At 39.7% G+C, this 25,592-nt stretch carries 27 protein-coding genes; 9 read left to right on the top strand and 18 right to left on the bottom strand.

Translation table 11 applies throughout. The features are described 5' to 3' along the window. The first annotated feature begins 17 nt into the window (after positions 1–17). Positions 18–881: a DUF6236 family protein gene (locus CGB83_RS10565; protein WP_100075730.1), complete on the top strand. Its 864-nt coding sequence runs from the start codon at positions 18–20 to the stop codon at positions 879–881. 54 nt (positions 882–935) lie between these two features. Here the strand turns inward: CGB83_RS10565 and ligD are convergent, their stop codons facing one another. From ligD to aspS, 5 genes are all read right to left on the bottom strand, one after another. Beyond that, positions 936–2,810, bottom strand: a complete 1,875-nt coding sequence (ligD, locus tag CGB83_RS10560) for a DNA ligase D (RefSeq protein WP_100075729.1) — start codon at positions 2,808–2,810, stop codon at positions 936–938. A 71-nt stretch (positions 2,811–2,881) separates the two neighbouring features. Beyond that, positions 2,882–3,484: a DNA polymerase ligase N-terminal domain-containing protein gene (locus CGB83_RS10555; protein ID WP_100075728.1), complete on the bottom strand. Its 603-nt coding sequence runs from the start codon at positions 3,482–3,484 to the stop codon at positions 2,882–2,884. Next, the gene (gene ku / locus CGB83_RS10550) at positions 3,484–4,269 is read right to left on the bottom strand and encodes a non-homologous end joining protein Ku (protein ID WP_100075727.1); all 786 of its coding nucleotides are present in this window, start codon (positions 4,267–4,269) and stop codon (positions 3,484–3,486) included. The genes CGB83_RS10555 and ku overlap by 1 nt, the downstream gene beginning before the upstream one ends. Before the next feature lie 72 nt (positions 4,270–4,341). After that, positions 4,342–4,884, bottom strand: a complete 543-nt coding sequence (locus CGB83_RS10545) for a hypothetical protein (RefSeq protein WP_100075726.1) — start codon at positions 4,882–4,884, stop codon at positions 4,342–4,344. 91 nt (positions 4,885–4,975) lie between these two features. Next, positions 4,976–6,730: an aspartate--tRNA ligase gene (gene aspS, locus CGB83_RS10540; RefSeq protein WP_100075725.1), complete on the bottom strand. Its 1,755-nt coding sequence runs from the start codon at positions 6,728–6,730 to the stop codon at positions 4,976–4,978. A 288-nt stretch (positions 6,731–7,018) separates the two neighbouring features. Between aspS and CGB83_RS10535 the strand changes: the two genes are divergently transcribed. Further along, the gene (locus CGB83_RS10535) at positions 7,019–7,138 is read left to right on the top strand and encodes a 30S ribosomal protein THX (RefSeq protein ID WP_100075724.1); all 120 of its coding nucleotides are present in this window, start codon (positions 7,019–7,021) and stop codon (positions 7,136–7,138) included. Positions 7,139–7,195: 57 nt separating this feature from the next. Here the strand turns inward: CGB83_RS10535 and CGB83_RS10530 are convergent, their stop codons facing one another. Further along, positions 7,196–7,858, bottom strand: a complete 663-nt coding sequence (locus tag CGB83_RS10530) for a DUF937 domain-containing protein (protein ID WP_100075723.1) — start codon at positions 7,856–7,858, stop codon at positions 7,196–7,198. Positions 7,859–7,946: 88 nt separating this feature from the next. Further along, the gene (locus CGB83_RS10525) at positions 7,947–8,456 is read right to left on the bottom strand and encodes a DUF2480 family protein (RefSeq protein ID WP_100075722.1); all 510 of its coding nucleotides are present in this window, start codon (positions 8,454–8,456) and stop codon (positions 7,947–7,949) included. Between the two features lie 77 nt (positions 8,457–8,533). Here CGB83_RS10525 and lpxB point away from each other — a divergent pair, with 77 nt between their 5' ends. Further along, complete coding sequence (gene lpxB / locus CGB83_RS10520) at positions 8,534–9,640, top strand: lipid-A-disaccharide synthase (RefSeq protein ID WP_100075721.1); 1,107 nt, start codon at positions 8,534–8,536, stop codon at positions 9,638–9,640. A gap of 37 nt (positions 9,641–9,677) precedes the next feature. Here the strand turns inward: lpxB and CGB83_RS10515 are convergent, their stop codons facing one another. The 5 genes from CGB83_RS10515 to CGB83_RS10495 are packed head-to-tail and all read right to left on the bottom strand — an operon-like array spanning position 9,678 to position 13,304. Then, on the bottom strand, positions 9,678–10,241 hold the full coding sequence (locus tag CGB83_RS10515; RefSeq protein ID WP_157761401.1) for a DUF6705 family protein: 564 nt from the start codon (positions 10,239–10,241) through the stop codon (positions 9,678–9,680). A 30-nt stretch (positions 10,242–10,271) separates the two neighbouring features. Next, a complete protein-coding gene (locus CGB83_RS10510; protein WP_157761400.1) occupies positions 10,272–10,820 on the bottom strand; it encodes a DUF6705 family protein in 549 nt (182 codons plus the stop codon). Between the two features lie 33 nt (positions 10,821–10,853). Then, positions 10,854–11,402 carry a DUF6705 family protein gene (locus CGB83_RS10505; protein ID WP_335621882.1) on the bottom strand — a complete coding sequence of 183 codons (549 nt, stop codon included), beginning with the start codon at positions 11,400–11,402 and terminating at the stop codon, positions 10,854–10,856. Positions 11,403–11,435: 33 nt separating this feature from the next. Beyond that, complete coding sequence (locus CGB83_RS10500) at positions 11,436–11,984, bottom strand: DUF6705 family protein (RefSeq protein WP_100075717.1); 549 nt, start codon at positions 11,982–11,984, stop codon at positions 11,436–11,438. Positions 11,985–12,002: 18 nt separating this feature from the next. Continuing rightward, entirely contained in the window at positions 12,003–13,304 is a 1,302-nt protein-coding gene (locus tag CGB83_RS10495) for a hypothetical protein (protein ID WP_157761398.1), read from the bottom strand. A 449-nt stretch (positions 13,305–13,753) separates the two neighbouring features. On the opposite strand from CGB83_RS10495, the gene CGB83_RS10490 reads away from it, so the two are divergent. The 6 genes from CGB83_RS10490 (at position 13,754) to CGB83_RS10465 (ending at position 20,038) form a co-directional block, all read left to right on the top strand. Next, positions 13,754–14,599 carry an RteC domain-containing protein gene (locus CGB83_RS10490; protein ID WP_066434899.1) on the top strand — a complete coding sequence of 282 codons (846 nt, stop codon included), beginning with the start codon at positions 13,754–13,756 and terminating at the stop codon, positions 14,597–14,599. A gap of 250 nt (positions 14,600–14,849) precedes the next feature. After that, entirely contained in the window at positions 14,850–15,203 is a 354-nt protein-coding gene (locus CGB83_RS10485) for a helix-turn-helix domain-containing protein (protein ID WP_013632656.1), read from the top strand. 12 nt (positions 15,204–15,215) lie between these two features. Then, positions 15,216–15,524 (top strand): helix-turn-helix domain-containing protein, encoded by a 309-nt coding sequence (locus CGB83_RS10480; protein ID WP_002978404.1) that lies wholly within the window; start codon positions 15,216–15,218, stop codon positions 15,522–15,524. Between the two features lie 85 nt (positions 15,525–15,609). Beyond that, positions 15,610–17,070, top strand: coding sequence for a DUF3945 domain-containing protein (locus tag CGB83_RS10475; protein WP_013632655.1), 1,461 nt, complete (start codon positions 15,610–15,612; stop codon positions 17,068–17,070). A 6-nt stretch (positions 17,071–17,076) separates the two neighbouring features. Then, a complete protein-coding gene (locus CGB83_RS10470) occupies positions 17,077–19,170 on the top strand; it encodes a type IA DNA topoisomerase (RefSeq protein ID WP_013632654.1) in 2,094 nt (697 codons plus the stop codon). Then, positions 19,160–20,038, top strand: a complete 879-nt coding sequence (locus CGB83_RS10465; protein WP_100075715.1) for an ORF6N domain-containing protein — start codon at positions 19,160–19,162, stop codon at positions 20,036–20,038. Before CGB83_RS10470 ends, CGB83_RS10465 begins: the two co-directional genes overlap by 11 nt. Before the next feature lie 43 nt (positions 20,039–20,081). Here CGB83_RS10465 and CGB83_RS10460 read toward each other — a convergent pair whose 3' ends face one another. The 6 genes from CGB83_RS10460 to CGB83_RS10435 form a co-directional block, all read right to left on the bottom strand. Beyond that, positions 20,082–22,352 carry a multicopper oxidase family protein gene (locus tag CGB83_RS10460; RefSeq protein WP_013632652.1) on the bottom strand — a complete coding sequence of 757 codons (2,271 nt, stop codon included), beginning with the start codon at positions 22,350–22,352 and terminating at the stop codon, positions 20,082–20,084. A 21-nt stretch (positions 22,353–22,373) separates the two neighbouring features. Continuing rightward, positions 22,374–22,823 carry a heme-binding domain-containing protein gene (locus CGB83_RS10455; RefSeq protein WP_013632651.1) on the bottom strand — a complete coding sequence of 150 codons (450 nt, stop codon included), beginning with the start codon at positions 22,821–22,823 and terminating at the stop codon, positions 22,374–22,376. Between the two features lies 1 nt (position 22,824). Beyond that, on the bottom strand, positions 22,825–23,487 hold the full coding sequence (locus CGB83_RS10450) for a DUF3347 domain-containing protein (protein WP_100075714.1): 663 nt from the start codon (positions 23,485–23,487) through the stop codon (positions 22,825–22,827). Positions 23,488–23,526: 39 nt separating this feature from the next. Further along, positions 23,527–24,048 carry a DUF305 domain-containing protein gene (locus CGB83_RS10445; protein ID WP_100075713.1) on the bottom strand — a complete coding sequence of 174 codons (522 nt, stop codon included), beginning with the start codon at positions 24,046–24,048 and terminating at the stop codon, positions 23,527–23,529. 8 nt (positions 24,049–24,056) lie between these two features. After that, on the bottom strand, positions 24,057–24,941 hold the full coding sequence (locus CGB83_RS10440; protein ID WP_100077568.1) for a DUF3347 domain-containing protein: 885 nt from the start codon (positions 24,939–24,941) through the stop codon (positions 24,057–24,059). 225 nt (positions 24,942–25,166) lie between these two features. After that, positions 25,167–25,349, bottom strand: coding sequence for a hypothetical protein (locus CGB83_RS10435; protein ID WP_100075712.1), 183 nt, complete (start codon positions 25,347–25,349; stop codon positions 25,167–25,169). Positions 25,350–25,592: the final 243 nt, after the last annotated feature.

The raw sequence follows: 25,592 nt of genomic DNA, 5'->3' as shown, positions 1-25,592 counted from the left end.
AACATAGAAAATAAACAATGAAACGTGGAATTATTACTAATACTGGTAAGACAAAGAGAATTAATTCAAGTACTATTTCAATATCCGGAAATTTGTCAACAGCAGATCTAAATTATTACATATTATATTGGGATAGAATTGTAATGCCAACAAATAATATTATTCATCAAGCAATTCCAAATGAAGAATATCTTATTAAATTAGGAATACTTGAAAGACCAATTGTTAGATTTAATAGTTGGTCAACAAATGTTGAAAATGGTTCTTACGATCCCTTTGTAGTATCTCAAGGAATTATAGCAAATAAATTATTGTTGGAAGAAAAAGATACTGATTGGACAATACATCAAATTGGTGAGGAAGTAATTATTGCAAAAGACTTTCAAAAAAAATATGCATCCTTGAAGGTTGGATTATTAAATTGTCTTCCTGTTCCAATAGAAGGTGTCAATTCTGAAATTTTATTGGAATTCAAAAATAAAAGAAAAGATGAATTTGAAAAGTTACATCAAAGTATTGATCATTTATACTTGGAAATTTTGAAATCTCCGGATATTGATTTACAATATAAAATATCCAAATCAGAATTTATTAAAGCCCTACAAGATATCGAAAAAATATCAACAGAGAATTTTGCTAAGACACAAAAATATGATCTGACAACAGAAATAAATATTAATGGAAAAGATTTTTTAACTGCAATTGCAGCAGGCTCAATACTTGATTTTACACAAGGCTTCACTTTTCCATTTATGTCAGTTATTTCTGGTTTGATTTCAATGGTTAGTATTAAGGCAAATAAAACAACGAGTCTTGAAGCTAGTAACGAAAAATTAAAATTATCATATATTGCAAATGCTAGTAAGGAAAATATAATCTAAGTAATTTTACATTTACTGAATACAAAGTTAATTAATTATTCCCTTAGGTTTTGCTTAATTTCCTAATAATTCCAATGCTGCCATCATATCAATCCCTTTTCCTAAAACAGGTTTAAACAAATCTCCTTTTTTCTTGATTCTCTCCAGGGCATTATGAATGGTAAAATCTGTAGGTTTCAATCCGGGTTTCAGTTCATTCCATTCCAGCGGCATGGAAACCGAAGCACCTTCTTTTGGCCTAATGCTGTACACACTGGCGAGCGTCTGGCCCTGCCGGTTCTGAAGGTAATCCAGATAGATTTTATTGCTGCTGCGCTTTTGCAGGCTTCTTTCCAGTGTGGTCAGTTTTGGAAGTTTTTCGTTAACCTTCTTCATTAAAATGTGGGCAAAGTCTTTTACCTGGTCGAAGTCATATTCGCCTCCCATAGGAACATAAATGTGGATGCCGGTGCTGCCCGAAGTTTTGCAGTAGCCTTTTACTTTGACTGCCTCCAATACTTCATGAACCTGCAATGCAGTCTCAATGACATTATCAAATGTATTGTTCTTTGAAGGGTCCAGATCCAGCACCAGGTAATCAGGATGCTCCAGGTCGGGGAGTGAGCTGTTCCATGGATTCATATCAATACAGCCTAAATTATTCAGGTAGGCGAGGGTAGCTTTATCATTGCAGATGATATAATCAATATATTTATCCGTAGAATCGGAGAATACTTCGGTAGTTTTGATCCATTCCGGAATATTGTCACTCGCGTCCTTCTGATAGAAGCCCTGCTTTTCAATGCCGTTTGGAAAACGGTTGAGCGAAAGGGGACGGTTTTTCAGATGCGGCAAAATATATTCTGCGACCGACTGGTAATAATCAACCACTTCGCCTTTGCTGATGTCATCTTCAGGGAAATAGATCTTATCCTGGTTGGTCAGTTTTACTTTATGGCGGTTCAGGGTGATTTCAGTTTCATTTTCAGGAGCTTTGGTCTTTTTTGCTGCCGTAGTTTTAGGTTTCATATCTTCAGGTTTTTCAGTGATGGATCGGGGAGTACCCTTGATTTCTTCCGGTTCCTTATCCTCACGGATCGTTACAAAAACCGGATGACGGAAAATACCGTCATTGGTAATTTCAGAGTATTTAATTTCGCAGACCAGTTCCGGCTTTACCCAGGTTACCGGTGAATTGGTTTTAGGGGTGTCTTCAAACGGCGATTTCTTAACAACGATCTTTTCCAGCCTGTTACGGATCTCCAGCAGCGTTTCATGGTTGAAGCCTGTTCCCGTATGGCCACAGTACACCAATTCGTCATGGATATATTTTCCAAGAATCAGGGCACCGAATCCCTTTCTGGATCCTTTAGGCTCTGTAAATCCGCAGATGATCGTTTCATCCGTATTGGAAAATTTCACTTTAAGCCAGTCGGTAGTCCTATTATTTTCCACATACACGCTGTTGGATTTTTTAGCGATCATGCCTTCCAGCTGTAATTTCTGCATTTCCTTGAAAAAGCTGATCCCTTTTTCTTCCACATGGTCGCAATAACGGATCACATCCGTTTCTTTCAGTGCTTCTTTCAGCAGTTCTTTTCTTTGGATCAGAGGAAGGTTTTCAGTAGAATGCCCATTCAGCCATAAAAGATCGAAAACCTGATAGACCAGTGCAAGGTCGGGATTATCCCCAATCTGCTGCAACAACTGGAAATTTGGCCGTCCTTGGCCGTCGTAAGCTACTATTTCGCCATCCAGGATCATCTGATGCTCCTGCCTGCTGAAATCTCTGGCTACTTTTTTAAATTTGGACAGGAATGAAATCCCGTTGCGGGAGTAGAACTGAGGTTCATCTTTACTCAGATCGGCAACAGCTCTGTACCCGTCCCATTTGATTTCGAAGATCCAGTCTTTATGATCGAAAGGCTCGTCATGAAGTTTTGCGAGCATGGGATGGATAAAGGAAGCAAGCTTTTTCTCTTCGCTTAATCCGCTGGGATCATGGAAGGCTTTAGGGTGTGCTATGTTTTCTTTTTGCCGGTTTTTGGGCTTTTTTTTTCCTCCAGGAATTCGGTGACAAGCGATTTTGAAGACGTATGTTCCTCTGCATCGTAACCGCTTTCTGCGAATTCGTCTTTATGCTTGATCAGAAGCCAGGCATTGCCTTCTGAATTTTTCATTTTTACCAAAGCAAATTCACCTCTAAGCTTTTTGCCGTGAAGGATGAATTTCAATGATCCTGCTTTAAGCTCTTTCAACAGTTCTTTTTCATCTGATAGCTTGCTGGTGTCATCCAAAGGCTCATAAGTCCCGCTGTCCCATACTTCTACCTGTCCGGCCCCATAGTTTCCTTCCGGAATGTTTCCCTCAAAGTCCTTGTAATCATACGGGTGGTCTTCCACCATCATCGCCAGTCGTTTGTCTTTAGGATCCAGTGAAGGTCCTTTAGGAACTGCCCAGCTTTTAAGGACACCGTCCATTTCCAGCCTGAAATCATAGTGAAGGCGTGACGCAGCGTGGCGCTGAATTACAAAAATCAACTTGTTTCCGCTTTTCTTTACGGCACCTTCCGGTTCACTCGTTTCGTCGAATTTTCGTTTGTTGTGATAATCTTTAAGAGCCATCAGGATGCATTTTTAGATTTGGAATTCTGTAAGCTTGCTTTCAGTTGGGCCATCAGGTCAACTACTTTTCCGTCTTCGGCAGGCTGGATCTTTTTCGCCTTGATGCTTTTCCCTTTTGCTTTCTGATTAATGATCTTCATCAGTTCATCAGAATAGGTGTCTTTATACATAGCCGGATCAAACTCCTGGGAAAGCTGTTCGATAAGGCTGACCGCCATTTTAAGCTCAGCGCCTTTAGCCGCTTTTTTAGCCGGGATTTTCAGGTCGGAATAATCCCTGATTTCCTGATCAAACCGTAGCCGGTTCAGCAGTAAAATATCATTGTTATAGGGCCGGATCATACCGATGGTTTCACTTTCACGGAGGACAAAAGTGCCTATGCCGACCATTTCGGTCTGCTGAAGCGCTTTCAACAGAAGCCTGTAAGCACTTTCACCGTTTTTCTGGGGTTCAAGGTAGTATGGAGTTTCAAAATAGATGCTGTCCACCTCGTCTTCCTTTACAAACTGGTCAATGGAAAGGATCTTTGATTTTTCCGGACTGGCCGCTTCATAGTCATCTTCATCCAGAATGATGTATTGATCATCGATGCGGTATCCTTTCACAATGTTTTCCCACTTCACTTCTTTTCCTGTGGATTCATTCACCCGTTTGAAACGGATGTTGGAATAATCAGACTTATCCAGCATATCAAGATCCAGCTTGGTCGTTTCCGTTGCCGAGTAGATCTTTACAGGAATATTCACTAGGCCAAAACCGATGGCACCGTTCCAGATTGCTCTCATTGTACTGTATTTGAGGCATAAAGTACAATGATTGTGCCGTGCAGGGCATTATAAAAATGATGTGGTACCTAATTAAATCTGTTGAAAGCGGGCATGATGTTGGAGATACGCAATGGTCTGATCAAAATGTTCATCATCAGTATTTTCCTTACTGATCACCACATGCATCAATGATTCAATGGTGATATACAGGTATACATTATCTAACAAGCAATAGCTGATTTCTTTCCAGGCTACTTTCAACTCAATTCTATGATCTGAAAATTTGAAATGGGTTGGTGTCAATTCCCAAAACATAGGCTTTGGATATTGCCGTAGCTTTTCAGCCTGTTTCTTTTCTACAGTTTCAGCTTTTCTTTTGGCTTTTCCATACTGCGCAACGTAATTGAAAAACATCACCAGGTACATTAATCCACTGCCGATAAAAAAGTATCCGAAAGGTTGCCGGTAAAACAGTAAAAAAGATCCTAAAGCCAGGAATACAATTCCCCAAAGCATGTTTTTCTTATTCTTAAGCAGATTATTTTTCCAGATCCTTTTGAATTCATATTGATATATCCGCGACAATGATTCCGGGGAACTCAGGGCAGTGCAGGTTACGATTTCTTCGGTCATAGGGCGTGGGCAGCAAAGTGCTGTGCTTTTTTTGGTAATGAAATAAATAAGATAGCAGAATAAAAAAGCGGAGAAAAATCTCCGCTCAAATTTATGCTTTTAAATCCAGTTTCAGTTCAAGCTCATCCAACTGTTCATCGGCGATGGAAGCCGGTGCATCAATCATGACATCCCTTCCGGAATTGTTTTTAGGGAATGCGATATAATCCCTGATCACTTCATTTCCGTCAAGAATAGCAACCAGGCGGTCAAACCCGAAAGCCAGCCCACCATGAGGCGGCGCACCGTATTTGAAGGCGTTCATAAGGAATCCGAACTGGGCTTCCGCTTCTTCTTTGGTGAAGCCTAGCAGATCAAACATTCTGGACTGCAAATCCTTATCAAAAATCCTGATGGATCCTCCGCCGATTTCATTTCCGTTCAGGACCATATCATACGCATTGGCTCTCGCTTTCCCCGGATCTGTTTCCAATAAATGGATGTCTTCCGGCTTCGGAGATGTGAACGGGTGGTGCATGGCATGGTAACGTCCGCTCTCCTCATCAAATTCAAGCAACGGGAAGTCTACGACCCAAAGCGGGGCGAATTCATTCCCTTTTCTCAGTCCGAGACGGTTTCCGAGTTCCATCCTTAAGGCAGAGAGCTGTGTTCTCACTTTATTTTCGTTTCCGGAAAGGATCAGCATCAAATCGCCTTCCTTCGCCCCGAACTTTTCGGTGATTGCTGCTAAATCTTCTTCATTGTAGAATTTATTGACTGATGAGGTCTTCACTCCGTCATTCTGGAATTTTACCCACACCATTCCGGACGCTCCAATCTGCGGGCGTTTTACCCAGTCCACCAGCTCGTCGATCTGCTTTCTGGTATACTCTGCACAGCCTTCCACATTGATCCCGACTACCAGTTCCGCATCATCAAATATTTTAAAATCTTTTCCTTTGACCAGGTCATTCAGCTCCACGAACTTCATCCCGAAACGGATGTCCGGTTTATCGTTACCGTAAGTCTGCATCGCATCGGCAAAAGTCATTCTCGGGAACCCCCCGAATTCCTGTCCGGTAATGTCTTTCAGTAAGGTTTTCGTCATGCCTTCAAAGACATTCATAACATCTTCCTGTTCCACGAATGCCATTTCACAGTCGATCTGGGTGAATTCCGGCTGCCTGTCCGCCCTTAAATCCTCATCACGGAAACATTTTACGATCTGGAAATATTTATCCATTCCGCCCACCATCAGCAGCTGCTTGAAGGTCTGCGGAGATTGCGGAAGGGCATAAAACTGTCCCGGATTCATCCTGCTCGGCACCACAAAATCCCTTGCCCCCTCCGGAGTAGATTTGATGAGCACCGGAGTTTCCACTTCGATGAAGCCATTGTCTGAAAGGTAATTTCTTACCTTCTGGGCCATTTTGTGACGGAAAATAAGCTTATCCTTTACCGGATTCCTCCTGATATCGAGGTAACGGTATTTCATTCTGAGTTCTTCTCCGCCGTCCGTTTCATCTTCAATGGTAAACGGGGGAAGCTGGGATTCATTCAGGATGGTTAATTCTTCCACTAAAATTTCAATTTCCCCGGTAGGAATATTAGGGTTTTTACTTACCCTTTCGATTATTTTCCCTTTCACCTGGATCACGAATTCACGGCCCAGCTTTTTGGCTTCTTCCATCAGCTGCGCTGAAGAGCGTTCCTGGTCAAAAACCAACTGTGTAATCCCGTACCGGTCTCGGAGATCGATCCAAATCATAAATCCTTTATCACGGATGGTCTGTACCCATCCTGAAAGTGTAACGGTTTCATTAAGATTTTTTAGAGACAGTTCTCCGTTGGTGTGCGATCGAAACATTGGTTTTTAGATGTTAGATATTAAACGTCAGATATCAGATTCTTATAGCTGATTTTAGAGTGCAAAGATAGGATTTTTGAAGGTTTTTGAAATAAAAACTTTTTCTGCATTTGATTTAAAAGTTGAATCGTATTGACTTCATTTACTATGACACTATTTATTCATTGGTGACTTTAAGATCACCAAATAGGTTGGTCAATACCATTTTTACCAAAATTTTAAGCCTCGGCTTTTATTTTTGCGCAGTTTTTTCTAATTTAGTGCTTCACCAAATAAATATTTGCCATTATGGGAAAAGGAGATAAAAAATCCAAGAGAGGAAAAATCAACAATGGAAGCTATGGGAAAAGAAGACCAAGAAAAGCTTCAAAATCAGTGGTCGCAACAGAAGAAAAAGCGAAAAACTAAGAATAAAAAGGCCGGAGAATTTGTTTCTCCGGCCTTTTTCTATGTAACAAAATTAAATTATTTTCCGCCCAGGAAGCTTTCCAGGATATCCCCCAGTCCGCCTTCACCCTGCTGTTTTTTCTGGTCTCCGTTATTCCCGAGGATATTCCCCAGTATGTCGTTCAACGGATTGCCCGAAGAGGAATTGTTGCCTCCGCCCAGCACTTTTCCGAGAATATCATTCAAAGGACTGGACTGATGAGACTGAGCCTGGTTTGAAGCGTTTCCTAAAATGCCGCCCAGCAAATCACCTAATCCTCCTGATCCTACATTATTCTGTTGCTTTTCCTTTCCGATATATCCCATAATTACAGGAGCAAGCATAGCCAGTACAGGACCGATCTTATCAATGGAGATTCCCGTATTTTGCGAAAGCTGGTTTTCAACATTCTGCTTATCATTTCCGAAGATATGGTTGAGGATAGAACCGCCTTCTGACTGCCGTGTTTCCAGTTGGGAAGGATCATCCAGGATACTGCCATCATGGTCCTTGTCCAGAGCATTATTGAGTGCTTCTGCTTCTTTATTGTCTTCGGATTTTTTTCTGAGGTAAGAAATAATCAGAGGAGCTGCTACAGCAAGCAATGCAAGCACCTGATTCCTGTTGATCCCGAATTTGTTTTCTGCCTGGTCGGCCACCTGAGTGCCGGTATTTCCTGTAAGTAGATCGATTAAGCCCATAGTTTGTGTTTATTTTACTGGTTAGTACATCATCAATACCAAAAATTATTCCTCAATCTCAACCGGTAGAAAATTTTTCCGGACAGCATTAATTCTTAAGGATGGGAACATTAGAACATGCCTCACCGAACATCAGCGATTTAACGATCGGCTGTAACTGTTCTACCAGCTCTATATATGCATTTTCTGGAATTTCTTTGTCTGAACAGCCCTTAACCAGTACCCGTTTCCCCCTCATTTCACTGAAATCATAGTTCTGAACGGCATTGTGCATCAAAATCACTTCCAGGTCTTCACGGTTCCCAAAGACCACTTTCCGGGTTACCGGCGACAGTTTCGCCGTAATCAGGAAATAGGCCCAGAGCGGAACAATGGCATCTGCTGAATTGTATATATACACATAGGCGTCACGGTATTCTTCTGCATCCAAAGCCACTACCTTTTCGCGGAAATCTTTTTCTTTGAGGATCATCTCCATAAAAAGAAAATCTTTAAGGTCTATGCCTTTACGTGCCCCTCTGGGGACGAGATCAGTAAGATCAAAGTTAATCAGACCGCTTTCTGCAACCTTATTCCGGATTTCAAAATCTTCTGCCATTTTTATTATTATCTTTGAACAAATTTACAAATTAAGATCTTACGAAATCCTAATTTGTCTCTATCCTTACCATAGAAATGAAGTATTATATCATAGCAGGAGAGGCCTCGGGAGACCTTCACGGCAGCAATCTCATGAAAGCCCTGAAGCAGAAGGACCAGGATGCTGAGTTCAGGTTCTGGGGCGGTGACCTGATGAGCCTCACAGGAGGCACACCGGTGAAACATTACCGGGACCTTGCCTTTATGGGCTTCCTGGAAGTTGCTAAAAATATCAGGACGATCCTGAATAATATCAGGTTCTGCAAACAGGATATCCGGAATTACCGACCTGATGTGCTGATCCTGGTCGATTATCCGGGATTCAACCTGCGGATTGCTAAATTCGCCAAAGGGCTCGGCATTAAAGTGGTGTACTATATTTCGCCGCAACTCTGGGCCTGGAAGGAGAGCAGGGTAGAGATCATTAAGAAATATGTGGATGAGATGCTGGTCATCCTTCCTTTTGAGGAAGATTTTTATAAGAAGCACGGCGTTCATTCCCATTTTGTGGGCCACCCGCTGCTGGATGCCATATCCAATCTGGAACCTATAGATCCGGGGACCTTTAAAAAAGAGAACGGTCTGACGGATCAGGACATTATCGCCCTTCTGCCGGGTTCCCGGAAACAGGAAGTGGAAAAAATGCTGGAGCTTATGCTTTCGGTACGTCCGCATTTTAAGGACTATCAGTTTGTCATTGCCGGTGCACCCAGTCTGCCTAAAGAATTCTATGAGAAATACGTGGATGATCGTGTGCATTTTGTTTCCAACAAAACCTATGACCTGTTGAGGTGCTCCAAAGCAGCTTTGGTGACCTCCGGAACCGCTACCCTGGAAACAGCACTCTTAAATGTTCCTGAAGTAGTCTGCTACCGCGGAAGCAAAATTTCCTACGCCATTGCCAAGCGGCTGGTGAAAAACATCAAATATATTTCCCTGGTCAACCTGATTATGGACCGGGAAGTCGTTAAGGAGCTGATTCAGGATGAGCTGAATACCCCAAACCTTATTAATGAACTGAGCCAGATCATTTCCGGAGATAAAAGATCTGTTATGCTGAAGGATTATGAACTGCTGAGGGAAAAGCTTGGCGGAAAAGGGGCAAGTGAGAAAGCGGCGGAAGTGATTGTGAGTGTTGTATAAATATTCCAATAATAAAGCCCCATTTTCGGGGCTCACGTTATTGTTTAGTTAAAATAATTTCTTTAGGCAACGGCTGGGGAAATGGATTGGCATTATAATATTGACATGAAGAATCAATAATATCGGTTGTATCTGAAAACTTCCAGTCTAATTGTGTTGAAGTATTATTTAAAAACTTTATTAAGATATCGCCAGTAGAATTACAAATATCTGGATCCAAATAAAATAAAGAATATTTCTTATATGGCATAGAAAAAAAACGAGTTCCTTCAATCTTAGCATCGTTGTCGGCTAGATTAGTATTATCAAATAAAATCTGATTATTGGAATTTATAACTTTAAATTTTCCAACTAAGACATCTTTGTAATAAGGATTGTTTTCTTTATGATCCATATATTTCTTTATTCTTTTGAAATAAATAAACAGTGTTTTATTGTCCCAAGTTCCCTTCCACGTTCCCTCATAAGGAATAAGTTCGTTATTAAGATCCTTAATATAAGCATCGGTTGGTACATCAGTATTGGTGTTCAGAGAGTATACCTGAGCACAACTTAAGAGTATCAAGTGAATGGATATAAATAAAAATATATTTTTCATCATCAGATAAAGCCCCATTTTCGGGGCTTCACATTATTGTTTAGTTAAAATAATTTCTTTAGGCAACGGCTGTGGGATACTTGTATTGTAATAAGGGCAATCCGATGTTATGATCTCATTGCGATAAAAGTATTTCCATTCCAGCTTTGTTTTGGTAGAATCTAAAAAATTAATAGTTATAGTGCCTGAAGTATTGCACAAATCTGAATCATTATAATATAAAGCATATCTATTATCATCTTTTATAAATTTACCTCCCCATATTTTTGCTTTATCATCCGCTAGATTTGTATTATCAAATAGTATGTTTCCATTGGTATCTAAAACTTTGAATTTTGCAATCAGATAATCTCTATATTTTTTTAGAACATCATCATATTTATTTGTAATTTTTTTGAAATTAATAAAAATCGTTTTATTATCCCAAGTTCCTTTCCAGGTTCCTTCATAGAAAGGCAGTTCATTGTTAGTATCCTTTAAATAAGCATTTTCAGGGATATCTGTAAATGTTCTCAATGGATAGGTTTGTGCTGTACAAGAAATTGTAACAGTAAATAGTAAAAATAAAAATATATTTTTCATTATCAGATAAAGCCCCATTTTCGGGGCTTCACATTATTGTTTAGTTAAAATAATTTCTTTAGGCAGCGGTTGTGGAATGCCTGTATTGTAATATGGGCAATCCGATGTTATGATCTCATTAGTGTAAAAGTATTTCCAGTCCAATTTTGTTTTGGTAGAATCTGTGAAATTTATGTAAATACTACCAGAAGTACTGCATAGATCCGGATCAATATAGATTAAAGAATATTTATCATCTACTTTTTTAAATTTTCCTCCCCATATTTTTGCTTTATCATCTGTTAAATTTGTATTATCAAATAAGATGTTTCCGTTAGAATCAAGAACTTTGAATCTTGCTATTAAAAGATCTTTGTAATATTTTAAATTTTCATTATATTTTTTATTTATTTTTTTAAAATAAATAAAAATGGTCTTATTATCCCAGGTCCCTTTCCAGGTTCCTTCATAAGCAGGAAGTTCATTATTTGTATCTTTTAGATAAGCATTTTCAGGAATATCTGTAAATGTTCTCAATGGATAGGTTTGTGCTGTACAAGAAATTGTAACAGTAAATAGTATAAATAAAAGTACATTTTTCATCATCAGATAAAGCCCCATTTCAGGGGCTTCACATTATTGTTTAGTTAAAATAATTTCTTTAGGCAACGGCTGTGGGATACTTGTATTGTAATAAGGGCAATCCGATGTTATAATCTCGTTGCGATAAAAATACTGCCAGTTCAGTTTTGTTTTGGTAGAATCTGTAAAGTTTATTCTTATATTTCCAGAAGTGCTACATAAATCTGAATCAATATAAATTAAAGAATATTTATTATCTAGTTTCCGAAAGCCGCTTCCGAAAATTTTTGCTTTATCATCTGTTAAATTTGTATTATCAAATAAGACATTTCCACTTGAGTCTAAAACTTTAAATTTTGCAATCAGATAATCTCTATAATATTTAAATACATCATCATACTGATTAGTCAACTTTTTAAAATAAATAAAAATGGTCTTATTATCCCAGGTTCCTTTCCAGGTTCCTACATAGTCAGGAAGTTCATCATTCGTATCTTTTTCATAAGCATTTTCTGGAATATTTGCTTCAGTCCTTAAAGGATAAATTTGAGCTTTACAGGAAATTGTAATAACAAATAATATTAATAAAAGTATATTTTTCATAACAAATTGTTTAATTGATTATTGAGGACAAGGAATTGATTGAACAGGGTTATCAGTACCATTATATTGTAACTTACTTGAAGTACCTGTGTTTTTTTCAGACTTGTATACTTCAAGACCATTAATATTTACTTCTTCTTGTAAGAACTGAGTAAAGATTTTCTCTACGTTAGATTGGGTTAATAAATTTTTATCTATCAATTTAGTATATTCTTTCTCATACCAACTTTTCCAACTTTCAAGTTGACCTACCGTAACAGCAAAATTACCATCTCCCGAATATTTCAGGATATAATTTCCTTCTGAAGTTATCACCATGGCATAGGCATCAGTCATATTGCCTTTCAGCTTGGCATTTGCGACGCAGCTGGTTAAAAACGTGGCCACATCATACGGCGAAAAAATCTTTACAACCCCCTCCATGTTAAGATGGGTATGCATATACCCGAAATATTTATTTCCTTCCGGAAATCTTACATTTCCGTTACTGCTGTTGGCCAAAGATTCGTAAGGTACAGTGCCGTAGGCTGCGGAATAGCCTTTTTCCTTATCTTCCTTAAAAACCTCATCCTTATCCAATGCGGCTACTTTGTCTTTAAAACCCTGGTTCTGGTTCTGGGCTTTCATTTTCTCACAGGGATCTTCCGGTTGTTCAGGCTCCGGCTGCGGATCTTCGCCTCCTCCTCCGGGATAAGGATAGCCCGGATCATTCCCGCCTCCTCCCAGGCATGTCCCGTCAGGAAGCACTTCACCCACACAGCTCTCCAGCTGCTGGCTCTTACATTCCGTCACATGATGCGATTCCCAATGCCCGGGACCATCAGGATCACTTTCATTATCCGGGTAAAACATTGAAATGGTCTTGGTTGTACAGACTAACTTTCCCGCTGTATTATCCACAAGAGTCGTCCCTGCCCTTTTGAGCCTGGAGGACATCAGGTTCTGAAAGAATTCCATATCATTCTGTACCTGGGTATAGGTAAAATAAACCTTCTGTCCTTTCCTCGGCACATTCAGTACCGCAACAACTTTTCCATTTTCAGCTACCGGAACCATCAGGAAGCTTTCATCAAAGCGGTCCATGGTCATTGCATAATCCCATATCGGTTCACCGGCTCCCTTCTTTATTTCTTCATGGTGTTCTGAGTAGACCTTTATGACATTTTTAATATACTTCTCATCTTCTTTCCACAGGCTTTTGGAATGGTATTCCTTAGACGCCGGATCGGAAGGAGTATAGATCTCATCATGGACACAGGAAAGCAGTACAAGGCAGAAGGCCATCGTAAAGGCCAGCCAAGAAATTAATTTTCTCATCATAAGTTTTGGTTTTTAGTAGGTTAAAGATATAAAAATTATCACTTCAGCGTGATGGTTTCAAAGCTAAAATATTTTTTTTCCGGATATCATTAATATTTTAATATTTTTGACAAAAAAGATTAATATAGCCCAAAGTGGCTAATAAAGAGTAGTTTACAAGAACCGGAAGTGCTATCGGTAACGATTTAGTAATGGTGCTTACTGCACTCGTTTTCATCTGATTACCTTGTAAATCATTGAAGCAAATTTAATAAATAAAGGGTATAGTCTTATTGTACTTATCCCTTTTTTTTTGTTTTTACCTTTTCAATTTATATACTTCCTTAAAAAAATCTTTCCCAATATGGGGGAAACTGTGAGATTGGTTTCAATATTAATTCCAAATTTTGGCATAACAACAACAGTCGCAACTCCGAAACAAGTAGTGATGCCCTCTAAAAGACTATGCTATGGAAATCGTGTTGAGTAAAATATTATCAGAAATTAGACATCAAGAAGACAAGTTATCTTCTCAAATGATGCAAACTGCGGATGAGGCTTACCAAATGACTTTATTCCTAAAGGAGATGTTGTGTACCATAAAGACCAACGTCTTACAAGATGGGTTTAAAGACGAACACCGTGAGATTGACTTTTTCAAGAATATTAAACCGCAAATATTAGGGAAGCTCATTTACTATAACAAAGTATTCCGTATAGAAACTACCTGCCCTGTCAGCAATGGCAAAATACATCAAAGCTATTATGAGAACCAATTAAAAGCCCTCAAATCAGAATATAAAGAAAGCATTTGCAATGAGGATTTTTACAGATACTACCGTGCTGACAGAACAGACCGTGACCATATTTATTTCAGGCTCGGACAAATCAATTACCACGATGGGTTAAAGAGTGGCGTGTTTGAAATCGACCTAAGTTTCTCCACATACTTTGATAACAAAATAGCCCACATTATAGCGAATGAATTACTTTACACCTATATGCTTACTAAAATTAACCCCGAAAAAAATCCCGATACCATTTTAATGAACGGAGATACACACAAAGACATTTCGTGGACTAATTCACAAAATGCGCTTATTGAATTGATTTACGCCCTGTATGCTTCCAAATCTATTGCATACGGTAAAATAGGTATCAGAAAATTAGCATTGATTTTTCAAATCTTATTCCGAACTCCCTTAAACGATATACATCATTCTTTCCACCGAATGAAAACAAGGGCAGGCTCCCGGACAGCGTTTTTAGACCAGCTCAAAATTTCCCTCGAAGAGTATATGGATAAAGACCTTTAGCAACATCAGCACGGGTGTTTGAAAGCAGTACACAAAATGTACTGCTTTTTCTTTGCCCATATATGCCAATTGGCATATATGGGCAAAAGGCTACTACAAAATAACCGAAACACGCTAAAACCCTTATTAAACAAGGGTTTTTCTCATTGCAAAAAATTTGAAAAAAAGTGCCAAACCAATGGGTACGCATTGGCAGACAAACACTGCCACACTTCTGAATTTTGTACTGTGAATATTAAACAATAGTGCAATGAACATTATAACAGTTGACGAAGAAGTGTGGAAGCACCTCAACGAACGGTTGAAAGCCATTAGCGAATATATCCTCAAACTGGAAGATACAAGCTACGATAGCTTATGGCTCAACAACCACGAAGTCTGCCAGTATCTCCACATCAGCGAAAAAACGTTGTGGCGTATGCGCACCAACGGGCAGATAGCTTTTTCAAAAATGTACGGGCAGTATTACTATACGATTGGTGCTATCAAGGAAATGCTCAACGCTAACGCCGTGCAGACGACCGATGAATATGTGGAGCAGCTTATGGCGAAAGGCAAAAGCTATATCGAGAAAGGCAGAAAGCTGAAATCAGGTAATCATTAAAAGCGTACCCGTATGAATATCGACAAAATGGAATTTGTGGCGTGGATGGAACGCATAATGGACAGGCTGGACATTCTTGGCAACCACATAGACGATTTACAAAAGAAGCGCAACAGCATAGACGGCGAAGAGTTACTGGATAATCAGGATTTATTGCAAATGCTGAAAATCAGTAACCGTTCCCTGCAACGGTATCGCTCCATAGGTAAGCTCCCTTATTATACCATTAGCGGAAAACTGTATTACAAGCTATCCGATGTGCATCAGTTCATCAGGGAAAGTTTTAACCCTCCGTTACCTAAACTGGATGCCAATAAGTGACAAACGCTGCCTTTGAGTGCCACATAAAGCAAATCAGTGAAGGCTTCCTTTACATTCGATCGTGAAATTTTGAAATTTTCAGATTATGAGCGAAGAAACAACTAATAAACAGGAAATGCCCGAACAGCTTTCGGACATCTTACTCGTACTGGATAAAGAGAAAATGAAAATCCAGGCAGTAAAGAGTATAGACGAAAACGGGAAAATGGAAACCGTTGACCCCACGAAGAAAAATCAAAACCAGTTTATGCGTGTGGATAAAAGCGGTGATTTCTTTTCCAACTTCTTTTCCAATTTTTTCAGCCAGTTAAAGAACCCTACAAACTTTACTTTCTTCAAAGTGCCTGCCTCGGTTGCTGCTGAAAAAGCAGAGGAATTACAAAAGCACGTAGATAAGCCCACTCCACAGGGCGAAAAAGTGCTGAAAGAACACGAAGTGAAAGCAGAACCCCAACCCGATAAAAAACAAGAAAATCAAAATAATATGGCAACAGCACAAACAACAACGGAAACAAGCGAATATCGCTACAAGCCGGAGCAGATTGATTGGGACACAATGAAAAACCTCGGATTGAGCAAAGAGTATCTTGAAAAAAGGAACCTGCTCGACCCTTTGTTACGAGGTTATAAAACCAATGAGCTTTTACCGATAGGTATCAACCTCGGGGGCTCTATCCTCCGCACGGATGCCCGCCTGTCTTTACAGCAAGCGGAAGACGGCAATGTTATCGTGGCAATACACGGTATCAAAAGAGAACCTAACCTCCACTTTGAATTTTTCGGTCACAAGTTTACGGACGAAGACAAGAAAAACCTGCTCGAAACGGGTAATATGGGGCGTGTCGTCAATTTGGTAAACTCCAAAACAGGCGACCTGATGCCGTCCATTATAAGTATTGACAGGCTGACCAATGACGTGGTTGCACTGCGCACGGAGTTTATAAAAATTCCCGATGAAATTAAGGGCGTAAAGCTGAATGACGAACAAAAACAAACGCTGATGGAGGGCAAACCGCTCTATTTAGAGGGTATGATTTCCTCGAAAGGAACGGAGTTTTCGGCAACTGTACAATTCAATGCGGACAAACGGTATGTTGAGTTCCTGTTTGACAGAAGCAACAACAATCAGCAGGCGCAAACGAACCAACAGAATACCCAACAAAGCAATCAGCAAAGCCAACCGCAAGAAGCTCCAAGAACTTTCAGGGGCAAAGAACTGGATGATGAGCAGTACAACAAGTTCAAAGCCGGACAAACCATATACGTTGAACTGAAAGACAAAAAAGACCAACCGTATAAGGGTTATATCACGTTCGACAAAGATACCGGAAAGACCAATTTTGAGTTTCCCGGTCAGTACAAAGCACGGGTAGAACCTGCCGAAACTCATAAAACACAAACTGCCGTCAATTCGGAGGGTAAAACCAACGAAGCGACCAAGAACGTCCAAGAGCCTTTGAAGTCCGGGCAGCAAAGACCGAAAAACGAGAAGCAGCAGGAGCAACAGGATAACAAGCCTGAAAAATCCAAAGGCAGAAAAATGTAATACAGTATGAAAACAATCATTGCAGAAAAACCAAGCGTAGCAAGGGAAATAGCCGGACTTGTGGGAGCATCCGATAAAAAGGATGGCTACCTGACAGGTAACGGCTATTTTGTTACGTGGGCATTCGGTCATTTAATAGGACTGGGAATGCCCGAAGATTACGGCATTTCGGGATTTGATAAAGCATCCCTGCCGATATTGCCCAACCCGTTTTTATTGACCGTCCGCAAGGTCAAAAAAGACAAAGGGTACACCGCCGATACTGGCGCATTAAAGCAACTGAAAGTCATTGAGCAGCTTTTTAAGCAAAGCAACAGCATCATCGTTGCTACCGATGCAGGTCGTGAGGGCGAACTCATTTTCAGGTACATTTATGAATACCTGAAATGCAACAAACCTTTTGAACGCCTTTGGATAAGTTCGCTTACCGAAAAGGCAATAAAGCAAGGCTTCAACAACCTAAAAGACGGGGCAGCATTTGACGGACTGTATCAGGCAGCGCAAGGCAGAAGCCGTGCCGACTGGCTTGTAGGCATCAATGCTACACAGGCATTGAGCATTGCCGCAGGCAATGGTATCTATTCGCTTGGAAGAGTGCAAACGCCCACACTGGCTTTGATATGCAAACGTTACCTCGACAATAAGAATTTCACGGTAAAGAAATACTGGCAGATACAATTAACGCACAACAAAGCCCAGGTTGATTTCAAAAGTATTTCCGCAACCAAATGGGACGAAAAGCAACTTGCTGATGATACCCTTAAAGCTATTCAGCGTGGCGCAACGGCAACCTTTACATCAGTAGAAACCAAAAGCGTTACAGAACAACCGCCCTTGCTTTTCGACCTGACAGGCTTACAAAAGGAAGCCAACAAAAGGCTGAAATTATCTGCTGAAGCAACGCTCAATATTGCGCAAAGCCTGTACGAAAAGAAGTTTATCACGTACCCACGTACCGGGAGCAAATACATCCCTGAAGATATGTGGGCAGAAATTCCAAACCTCGTGCGGGCATTGCAAAATCGTGAGGATTGCAAGCAAGCCCTTACCAAAATCAAATGGGGACGGTTCAACAAACGTATCGTGAATGACCTCCGTGTAACGGACCATCACGGTTTGTTGATTACGGACAAAGTGCCGTCCGTACTTAATGCAGACGAAAACAAGATTTACAATATGATTGCGCTTCGCTTGCTTGAAGCCATATCGCAAGCCTGTGTCAAAGAAATAACCGATGTATCATTACAGGTATTGCATTACGACTTTACGGCAAAAGGCTGTAAAATTCAGGAAGCGGGTTGGCGTTCCATAAAAGGAAGTTTTACCGATGACGGCGAAGAGCCAGTGCAGGAATTACCTGAACTGCATAAAGGCGACGAACTTGCCATAAAGGAAGCCGCAGTTTTGGAAAAGCAGACCAAACCACCAGTGCTTTACACCGAAGCCGGGCTTTTGTCGGCTATGGAAACCGCAGGGAAAGAAATTGAGAACGAAGAAGAACGCAAAGCCCTCAAAAATATCGGCATCGGTACTCCTGCAACAAGAGCCGCCATTATCGAAACCCTGTTTACCCGTAATTATATCCAACGGGATAAACGTTCTTTAATCCCTACGGAAAAAGGATTGCAGGTGTACGGGCTTGTAAAAGACCGGAAAATTGCAGACGTGGCAATGACTGCCGAATGGGAATTGGCGTTACAGAAAATAGAAAATAACGAAGCGGATGCCGGAACATTCCAAAAGGAAATGGAAACCTATGCCAAATCTATTACCGATGAATTGCTACAAACCTCTATTGCAAGCACCAACCAACCCAAACTAACCTGCCCGAAATGCAAAAGTCAGCAGCTTATTATCCGTGACAAGATTGTGAAATGCCCTGATGAGGCTTGTAACTGGGTACAGTTCCGCACCGTCTGCGGTGTACAAATCAGTATCGAAAATGTAACAAACCTTGTCAATAAAGGCAAAACCTCTCTTATCAAAGGAATGACAAGCAAAGCCGGAAAGAAATTCGATGCTTACATCATTCTGAAAGAAAACGCTGAAAGTTCCTTTGAGTTTGAAAAAAACAAAAGCAGTAAACGCAATGGAAAATAAACCGTCAATCGTACCCAAAGAAATCAGGAACCTGATTTATACTATCCGGGGCAAACAGGTAATGTTGGATAGCGACCTCGCTGCCTTATATCAGGTAGAAACAAAGAACCTGAACAAAGCTGTTAAAAGAAATATTAAGCGTTTTCCTGTATCATTCTGCTTTCAACTGACCGAAGAGGAAGTTGAAAACTTGAGGTTCCAAATTGGAACCTCAAGTTTAAATTACGGCGGCAGACGTTATTTGCCCTATGCTTTTACGGAACAAGGCGTTGCAATGGCATCTGCCATACTTCGTTCTGATATAGCCGTTAAAATGAGTGTGGAAATAATGGAAGCCTTTGTAGAAATGCGGCGTATGCTCATCAGCAACGCTTCTTTGTTTCATCGTTTGGACAATATCGAGTTAAAGCAACTGGAAGCCGACCAAAAATTTGAAGAGATTTTTAAGGCTTTGGAAAGCGACAAGCTGCACAGCGAAAAAGGCATTTTCTACAACGGGCAGATTTTTGATGCCTACGCCTTTGTTTCCGATATTATCCGTAGTGCCAAAAGCTCTGTTATCCTGCTTGATAATTATGTGGATGATACGGTGCTTACCTTGTTGGGTAAGCGTAAGACTAATGTAACCGCTACAATCCTTACCAAAAGTATCAGCAATCAGTTACGGTTAGACTTACAACGCTACAATAGCCAATATCCTCCGATAGAAATTGAAGTGTTTTCTGATGCCCACGACCGTTTTTTGATTATTGACCATTCAGAACTCTACCATATCGGGGCATCGCTCAAAGACCTGGGCAAAAATTGGTTTGCCTTTTCAAGAATGGATATTGAACTTGGTAGAGTTTTGCAGATTTTAAACAAGTAAAAAAATCCCCTCCGATATTTCGGAGGGGAATGGTGCATAATCCTTAATAATTTAGTGACAGCCCTATACCCAAGCCCATATCACTATCATAGTGTGTACGAATACCTATATTCTTATTGATGATATACTTCAAGTCTGCCATATATTCCATATCGGTATTGACCATAAAACCAGCTCTTAATCTTTTTGAAATTGGTATATCTTCTCGCATTAAAGACAGGCGAACGATACCATCGTGATATACTTCTGCCTGAAAATTGACTAACATTGGCAAGGTGTACATAAAACCTAAACTAAAGGCTCTACGTGTATCTTTTTCGTTTTTCTGCCCGAATAAATTGGTTTCGTGTTCATCTATTCCCATTTTACGGTAACGCCAGTCAAAGCCTATAAATGGCATAAACCACTGCATTTTTCCGATGTATCTTCCTAAATGTGTTTCTACTTCGTAACCGTGCATATCATTGTAACCTAAACGCCATTCTGTGCCTAAACTCCATCTTGCATTTTGAAACATTGCCTCGCCATCATTACCATTGGTTGCAAAATCGTTCTGTGCCATAAAATGTGGCATATTGCTCTCTCTCTGTAATTTATTGTATGCTTGTTTCTTGTTGGGTAAGTTTGGATTTTTATAGTCATCCACAGCAAAAACCCTGTTCATCCCCGACATCATATGATATAGGATATGGCAATGGAAAAACCAATCTCCTTCTTCGTTTGCCAAAAATTCAATGGTATCTGTTTCCATTGGCATTATATCTAACACATTTTTCAGTGGTGATTTTTCGCCTTTTCTATTAATTACTCTAAAGTCGAAACCGTGCAGGTGCATTGGGTGTCGCATCATTGAGTTATTGTAAATGGTGATGCGTAAAATTTCTCCTTTCTTTACAGGAATTTTATCAACTTCTGAAAGAATTTTGTTATCCATACTCCACACATAGCGGTTCATATTTCCGGTAAGTGTAAATTTTAGTTCTTTTACGGGTGCATCTTTGGGAAGTGAAGTATTGTAGGGCGATTGCAACATTGCATAGTTTAGGGTTTTAATTTCTCCTAAAGCATTTGCATTGTAACGATTGGGGTCGTTATCCATATTCATATTGTGTTGGCTATGGTCTTGCTTTTGATTGGCTTCTCCTGTAATTTCGGGATACATTACCACGTTCATATCCATTTGGTTCAGGCTCATTTTCATTCCCATATCGTCCAAATCACCATTCATCTTCATCATATCGTTCATCATCTTCATCCCTTCAAAATATTTTAATTTGGGCAGTGGGGAAATTAATTGTTTGATACCATTACCTAAAAAATAACTGGCTGATTGTGTTCGGTCTTCAGTAGTGGCTAAAAATTCATAAGAAACACCTTCTTCGGGGATTGTTACAACGACATCGTATGTTTCAGAAACTCCTATAATTAACCTATCTACTTCAACAGGTTCTACATCGTTACCATCATTGGCTACTACGGTAATTTTACCTCCGGCATACCGTAACCAAAAGTAAGAGGATGCGCCACCATTTGAAACTCTTAACCTTACTTTATCACCTGCTTTTAGTATTTTGCCGTCAACGGTTTTTAAATCGGTAGTATGATTTCCGTTAATTAATATTTTGTCATAATACACATCGCTTACGTCCATTGCCAACATACGTTTCCATTCGTTGGTTAATTTGGTTTTGAAATGCCCTTCTCTAATAGCTTCTGCATAAGATTGTGTTGCACCTTTTTTGATAGCTGCCCAATCATTGGCGTTGTGCAACATTCGGTTAATGTTGTTGGGGTTATAATTTGTCCATTCGCTTAAAATAATGGGTACGGTAGGCAAATCATCAATGCCCTTTCTAAAGGTTTTGTCGTCATCCCGCTTTTTCATTACAAAACTGCCATACATTCCAATCTGTTCCTGCAAACCTGAATGGGAATGATACCAGTGCGTTCCGTGTTGGATAATTGGAAAACGATAGGTGTATGTTGCTCCGGCTTCAATAGGCTTTTGTGTAAGCCAGGGCACACCGTCCTCTTTGTTGGGCAAAAATACGCCGTGCCAATGCAGTGATGTACTTTCTTTTAACTGGTTATGCACTACAATCTCGGCAGTGTCGCCCTCTGTAAATGTGAGCGTGGGCATAGGTATTTGCCCATTTACGGCAATGGCTCTTTTTGTTTTTCCTGCATAGTTGACAAGCGTATCTTTTACATACAAGTCGTAATGCACTACTTTCTGTGCAAATAGGGATTGCGAACATAACAGTATAAATACTGCTTGCAGCAACCTTATTTTACTATTTATGGGTATATTCATTTTGATATTTTTTTTTGAAACTCATTCCTGTTCTTTTAGCCAATTGATTAATGTTTTGATTTGCTCATTATTCAATTTTGCATTTTTGTGCATCAGTGTATATGAGGACAGAGGCATTTGCTTCGTTTCTATTTGTTCTTTAATTGAGTTTAGTAATCTTTCCTGCTTTCTATTTGAGTATGTACCCCATTCATTGAAATTCAAATCTTCTTTTGCATTTTTGATATGGGTTCCTACCAATGTTCTTGCAGGCTGTACATAGTCGTACCAAACATAATTGGTATTGTTGCTATGACAATCGTAGCAAGACGTTTGAAACATCGCTTTTATTTCAATAGGCATTTTATAGACTTGTGTAAAATCGGTTGTGTAAACCTGCCCTTTATCTACATTAAGGGCAGGCTGATAAAATTGGATTGCAATAAAAATAAACAGCACTGTTGCTAAAATTATCTTTAATACTTTCTTCATTCTAAAATTCTTTTTTTACAGAACCGCAGGTAAGCATCTTACTACCATAGTAAGGATTTTTGATTGTCTTTGCTTCACTAATCCAAATAGCACCTTTGCCATCATTGTACATCGGGCAATAATCTTGATACAATTTTTGGGTAGTTCCGAACAATGCTATAAGGTCGGAAACATCTTTGCTTAATGATGCTAAATGCTCTCTTTGGTGGTCTATCTTTCCGGCATTGTCGCCAATATGCTCTGCGTTTTCTTTTGCATTTTCTGCAATATCCATATACTCCTTATGTTTGTTTGCAGGTATGGTTTTCATATCTACATTTTTCAAGGTAATGAACAACTGTTTGCCTGCATTGGCAGCAGCTTTGTCATTGTCTGAAGCAAGGGCGTTTTTTAATGACAGATAATCGGTAATTATGGGTGCAATAGAGAAGTTTTGCGCCTGCTTTTTTACATCTGATTTTTCTGCAGCTTTAGCTAATGTATCAACTGGAGCAGTAGAAGTTGCCGTATCATTTTGTGTTGATGATGGCACATTTTGAGCGTCAGACACCACTGTACTATCATTGGCTGTTTTGTCGCTGTTTTTACTGGAAGACTGATTGCAGGAAACTGTTATTGTTGCAACCGTTGCCAGTGCGATGATGAAGAAAAATATATTTTTCATTTTAATTCTATTTAATGTTATTAAAGAAATTTTTGTGGTTTACTTGTTTTCAAATTCTTTCAGCTTTCGCTTCATAAATTCGATTTCCTTTGCCTGTGTTTCAAGTATGTTCTTTTGCAATGCTATCAGTTCGGGGTCGGTTAGCGTTGCTTTTTCAGACATCAGTACTGCTGCTGCGTGGTGCGGTATCATTCCTTTTACAAATTCTTTGTCGCCCACATTTATCTGCTCCCTGATGCCAAACCAGGAGAAGATGCCAATTGCAAGGGAAAATGCAATGATTGACCAGTTTATTTTTTTGTTTTGGTACATTCCTTTCATTATCCATAATTCAATGACCAACATTGCCGAAACCATCAGCAGGGTCATATACAAATTATTGATGTTCGGGATAAGATTATCCAATCTGTCAATCATAGCATACATCAGGAAATACATTGCTGCGAACATCGCAACAGCCATTATGGCAAACCGTTTGTACATTGCCAAAGAATGTTTGGCATTATGCGCTTCATTTGCCGTATGGTGCTGCATATCGTGTTTGTTCTCTATATTTTCCATAACCTGATTTATTTATTATTAATGGTTTGCTGTACACTACCGCAGGTAAGCATTTGAGAACCGTAATATGGATTTTTGACCGCTTCTTCCTTGCTTAACCAATTTGCACCTTTGCCATTATTGTACATTGGGCAGTGTTGATAGTAAACAGGTGTTTCCTGTTTCGATACCTTAGCTAATTCATACATATTCTTAGAAAGCAAAGCGAATGTTTCCCTTTGTTTTGCAACATCTTTGGAGGCGGCAATCTTTTCGGCATTTGCTGTCAGGTCTTTCATTACCTTCATCCAAACTGTATGTTCGTCAGTAGAAAGTTTTGTCATTTCTACCGCTTTGATGGCTTTTACCAATTCAGTAGCTTTTGCGGATGACGTACCTGCATCGGTTTTTACCAAAGCATCTTTCACTGAAAAATAAGTATCGAAAACGGCTTTCAGTTGTGGTGCATTTTGTGCATCGGCAGTATTCGTTGCAGCCATTTCGTTATGGTTATGGTTGGCGTGTCCGTTTTTCATATCCATACCCGCATCATTAGGTTTTGCGACTGGCTTTAATTCCCTACTGTACTGGCAACATCCGGGCAGCTTTGCATATACGTCGTCCGGTGCTAAGAATTTTTCGCTGTCGTAACCTGCCAAAGCGATACGTTTCAGTATTTCATCCTGATTGGTCTTACTGCTGTCATAAGTGAGCGTAGCCATTTTAGTGTCTTTATTCCATTCCACATTGGCTACCTTATTCACGTTGCCCGCTTTTTCGATGGTAGCTTCGCACATACCGCAATTGCCGTAAATTTTTACGGTTTCTGTTTTCGCATTCTTGATTTGTGCGAAACTGTTTATTGATGATAGTAATACGGCGATTACCATCATTATTTTTGATAATGATTTCATTTTGAAAATTTTTAATTTAATTAGATATACGAGGGGTTGCGAAAACTGCATTTAGTTTTCGACAAGACATACCTGTGGCTGTCAAGCAATAGCTTTAGCTTATTTTAGGCGGTAGCCAAATGGAGAAAAAGCCCGAAGAATAATAGGCTTGTTTGAAACCGAATTTTTGCTTTTTGGCTGCTGCAAATAGATTTTTTGCTTTTAATTCGATTACGATTGGTAAATTTAGAGAAGTGGTTGAAGCACCGCATCTGCAAGAGCTGTGCTTACAATTGCCCCCGCAGTCGTGACCATCCTTGCATTTTTTGCAGGACTTATCCTTGCAACTGCTTTTATGCTCTGATTTTTTGGAATGCTCTTTTTCGCAGGAAGCCTGCTCTGTCCTTGTTGATTTTTTTGAACAAGCATAGCTCTGAGTGGGGATTAAAAAGAACCCCAAACAGATTAATGTTATAATGCCAATATGTATTCTCAAATTTTTCAACACAGCAAAGTTACAAATAAGATTATTTTTTTTTGATGGATTTCTCCGATTTTTTGATATTTTACTAAGAATACCTGTCAAAACTGTATTCTTTTTGCTATTTTATAGAGGTAGAATGCCCTTTTCAAAAACCTCATCAGATGAAAGACCAGGTTTGAAAAGGGCAT

This window comes from Chryseobacterium camelliae (genome assembly GCF_002770595.1).
In the GTDB taxonomy this organism is placed as follows: domain Bacteria; phylum Bacteroidota; class Bacteroidia; order Flavobacteriales; family Weeksellaceae; genus Chryseobacterium; species Chryseobacterium camelliae.
The sequence above is the reverse complement of the archived record's forward strand: the minus strand, read 5'-3'. Positions and strand labels throughout refer to the sequence as shown.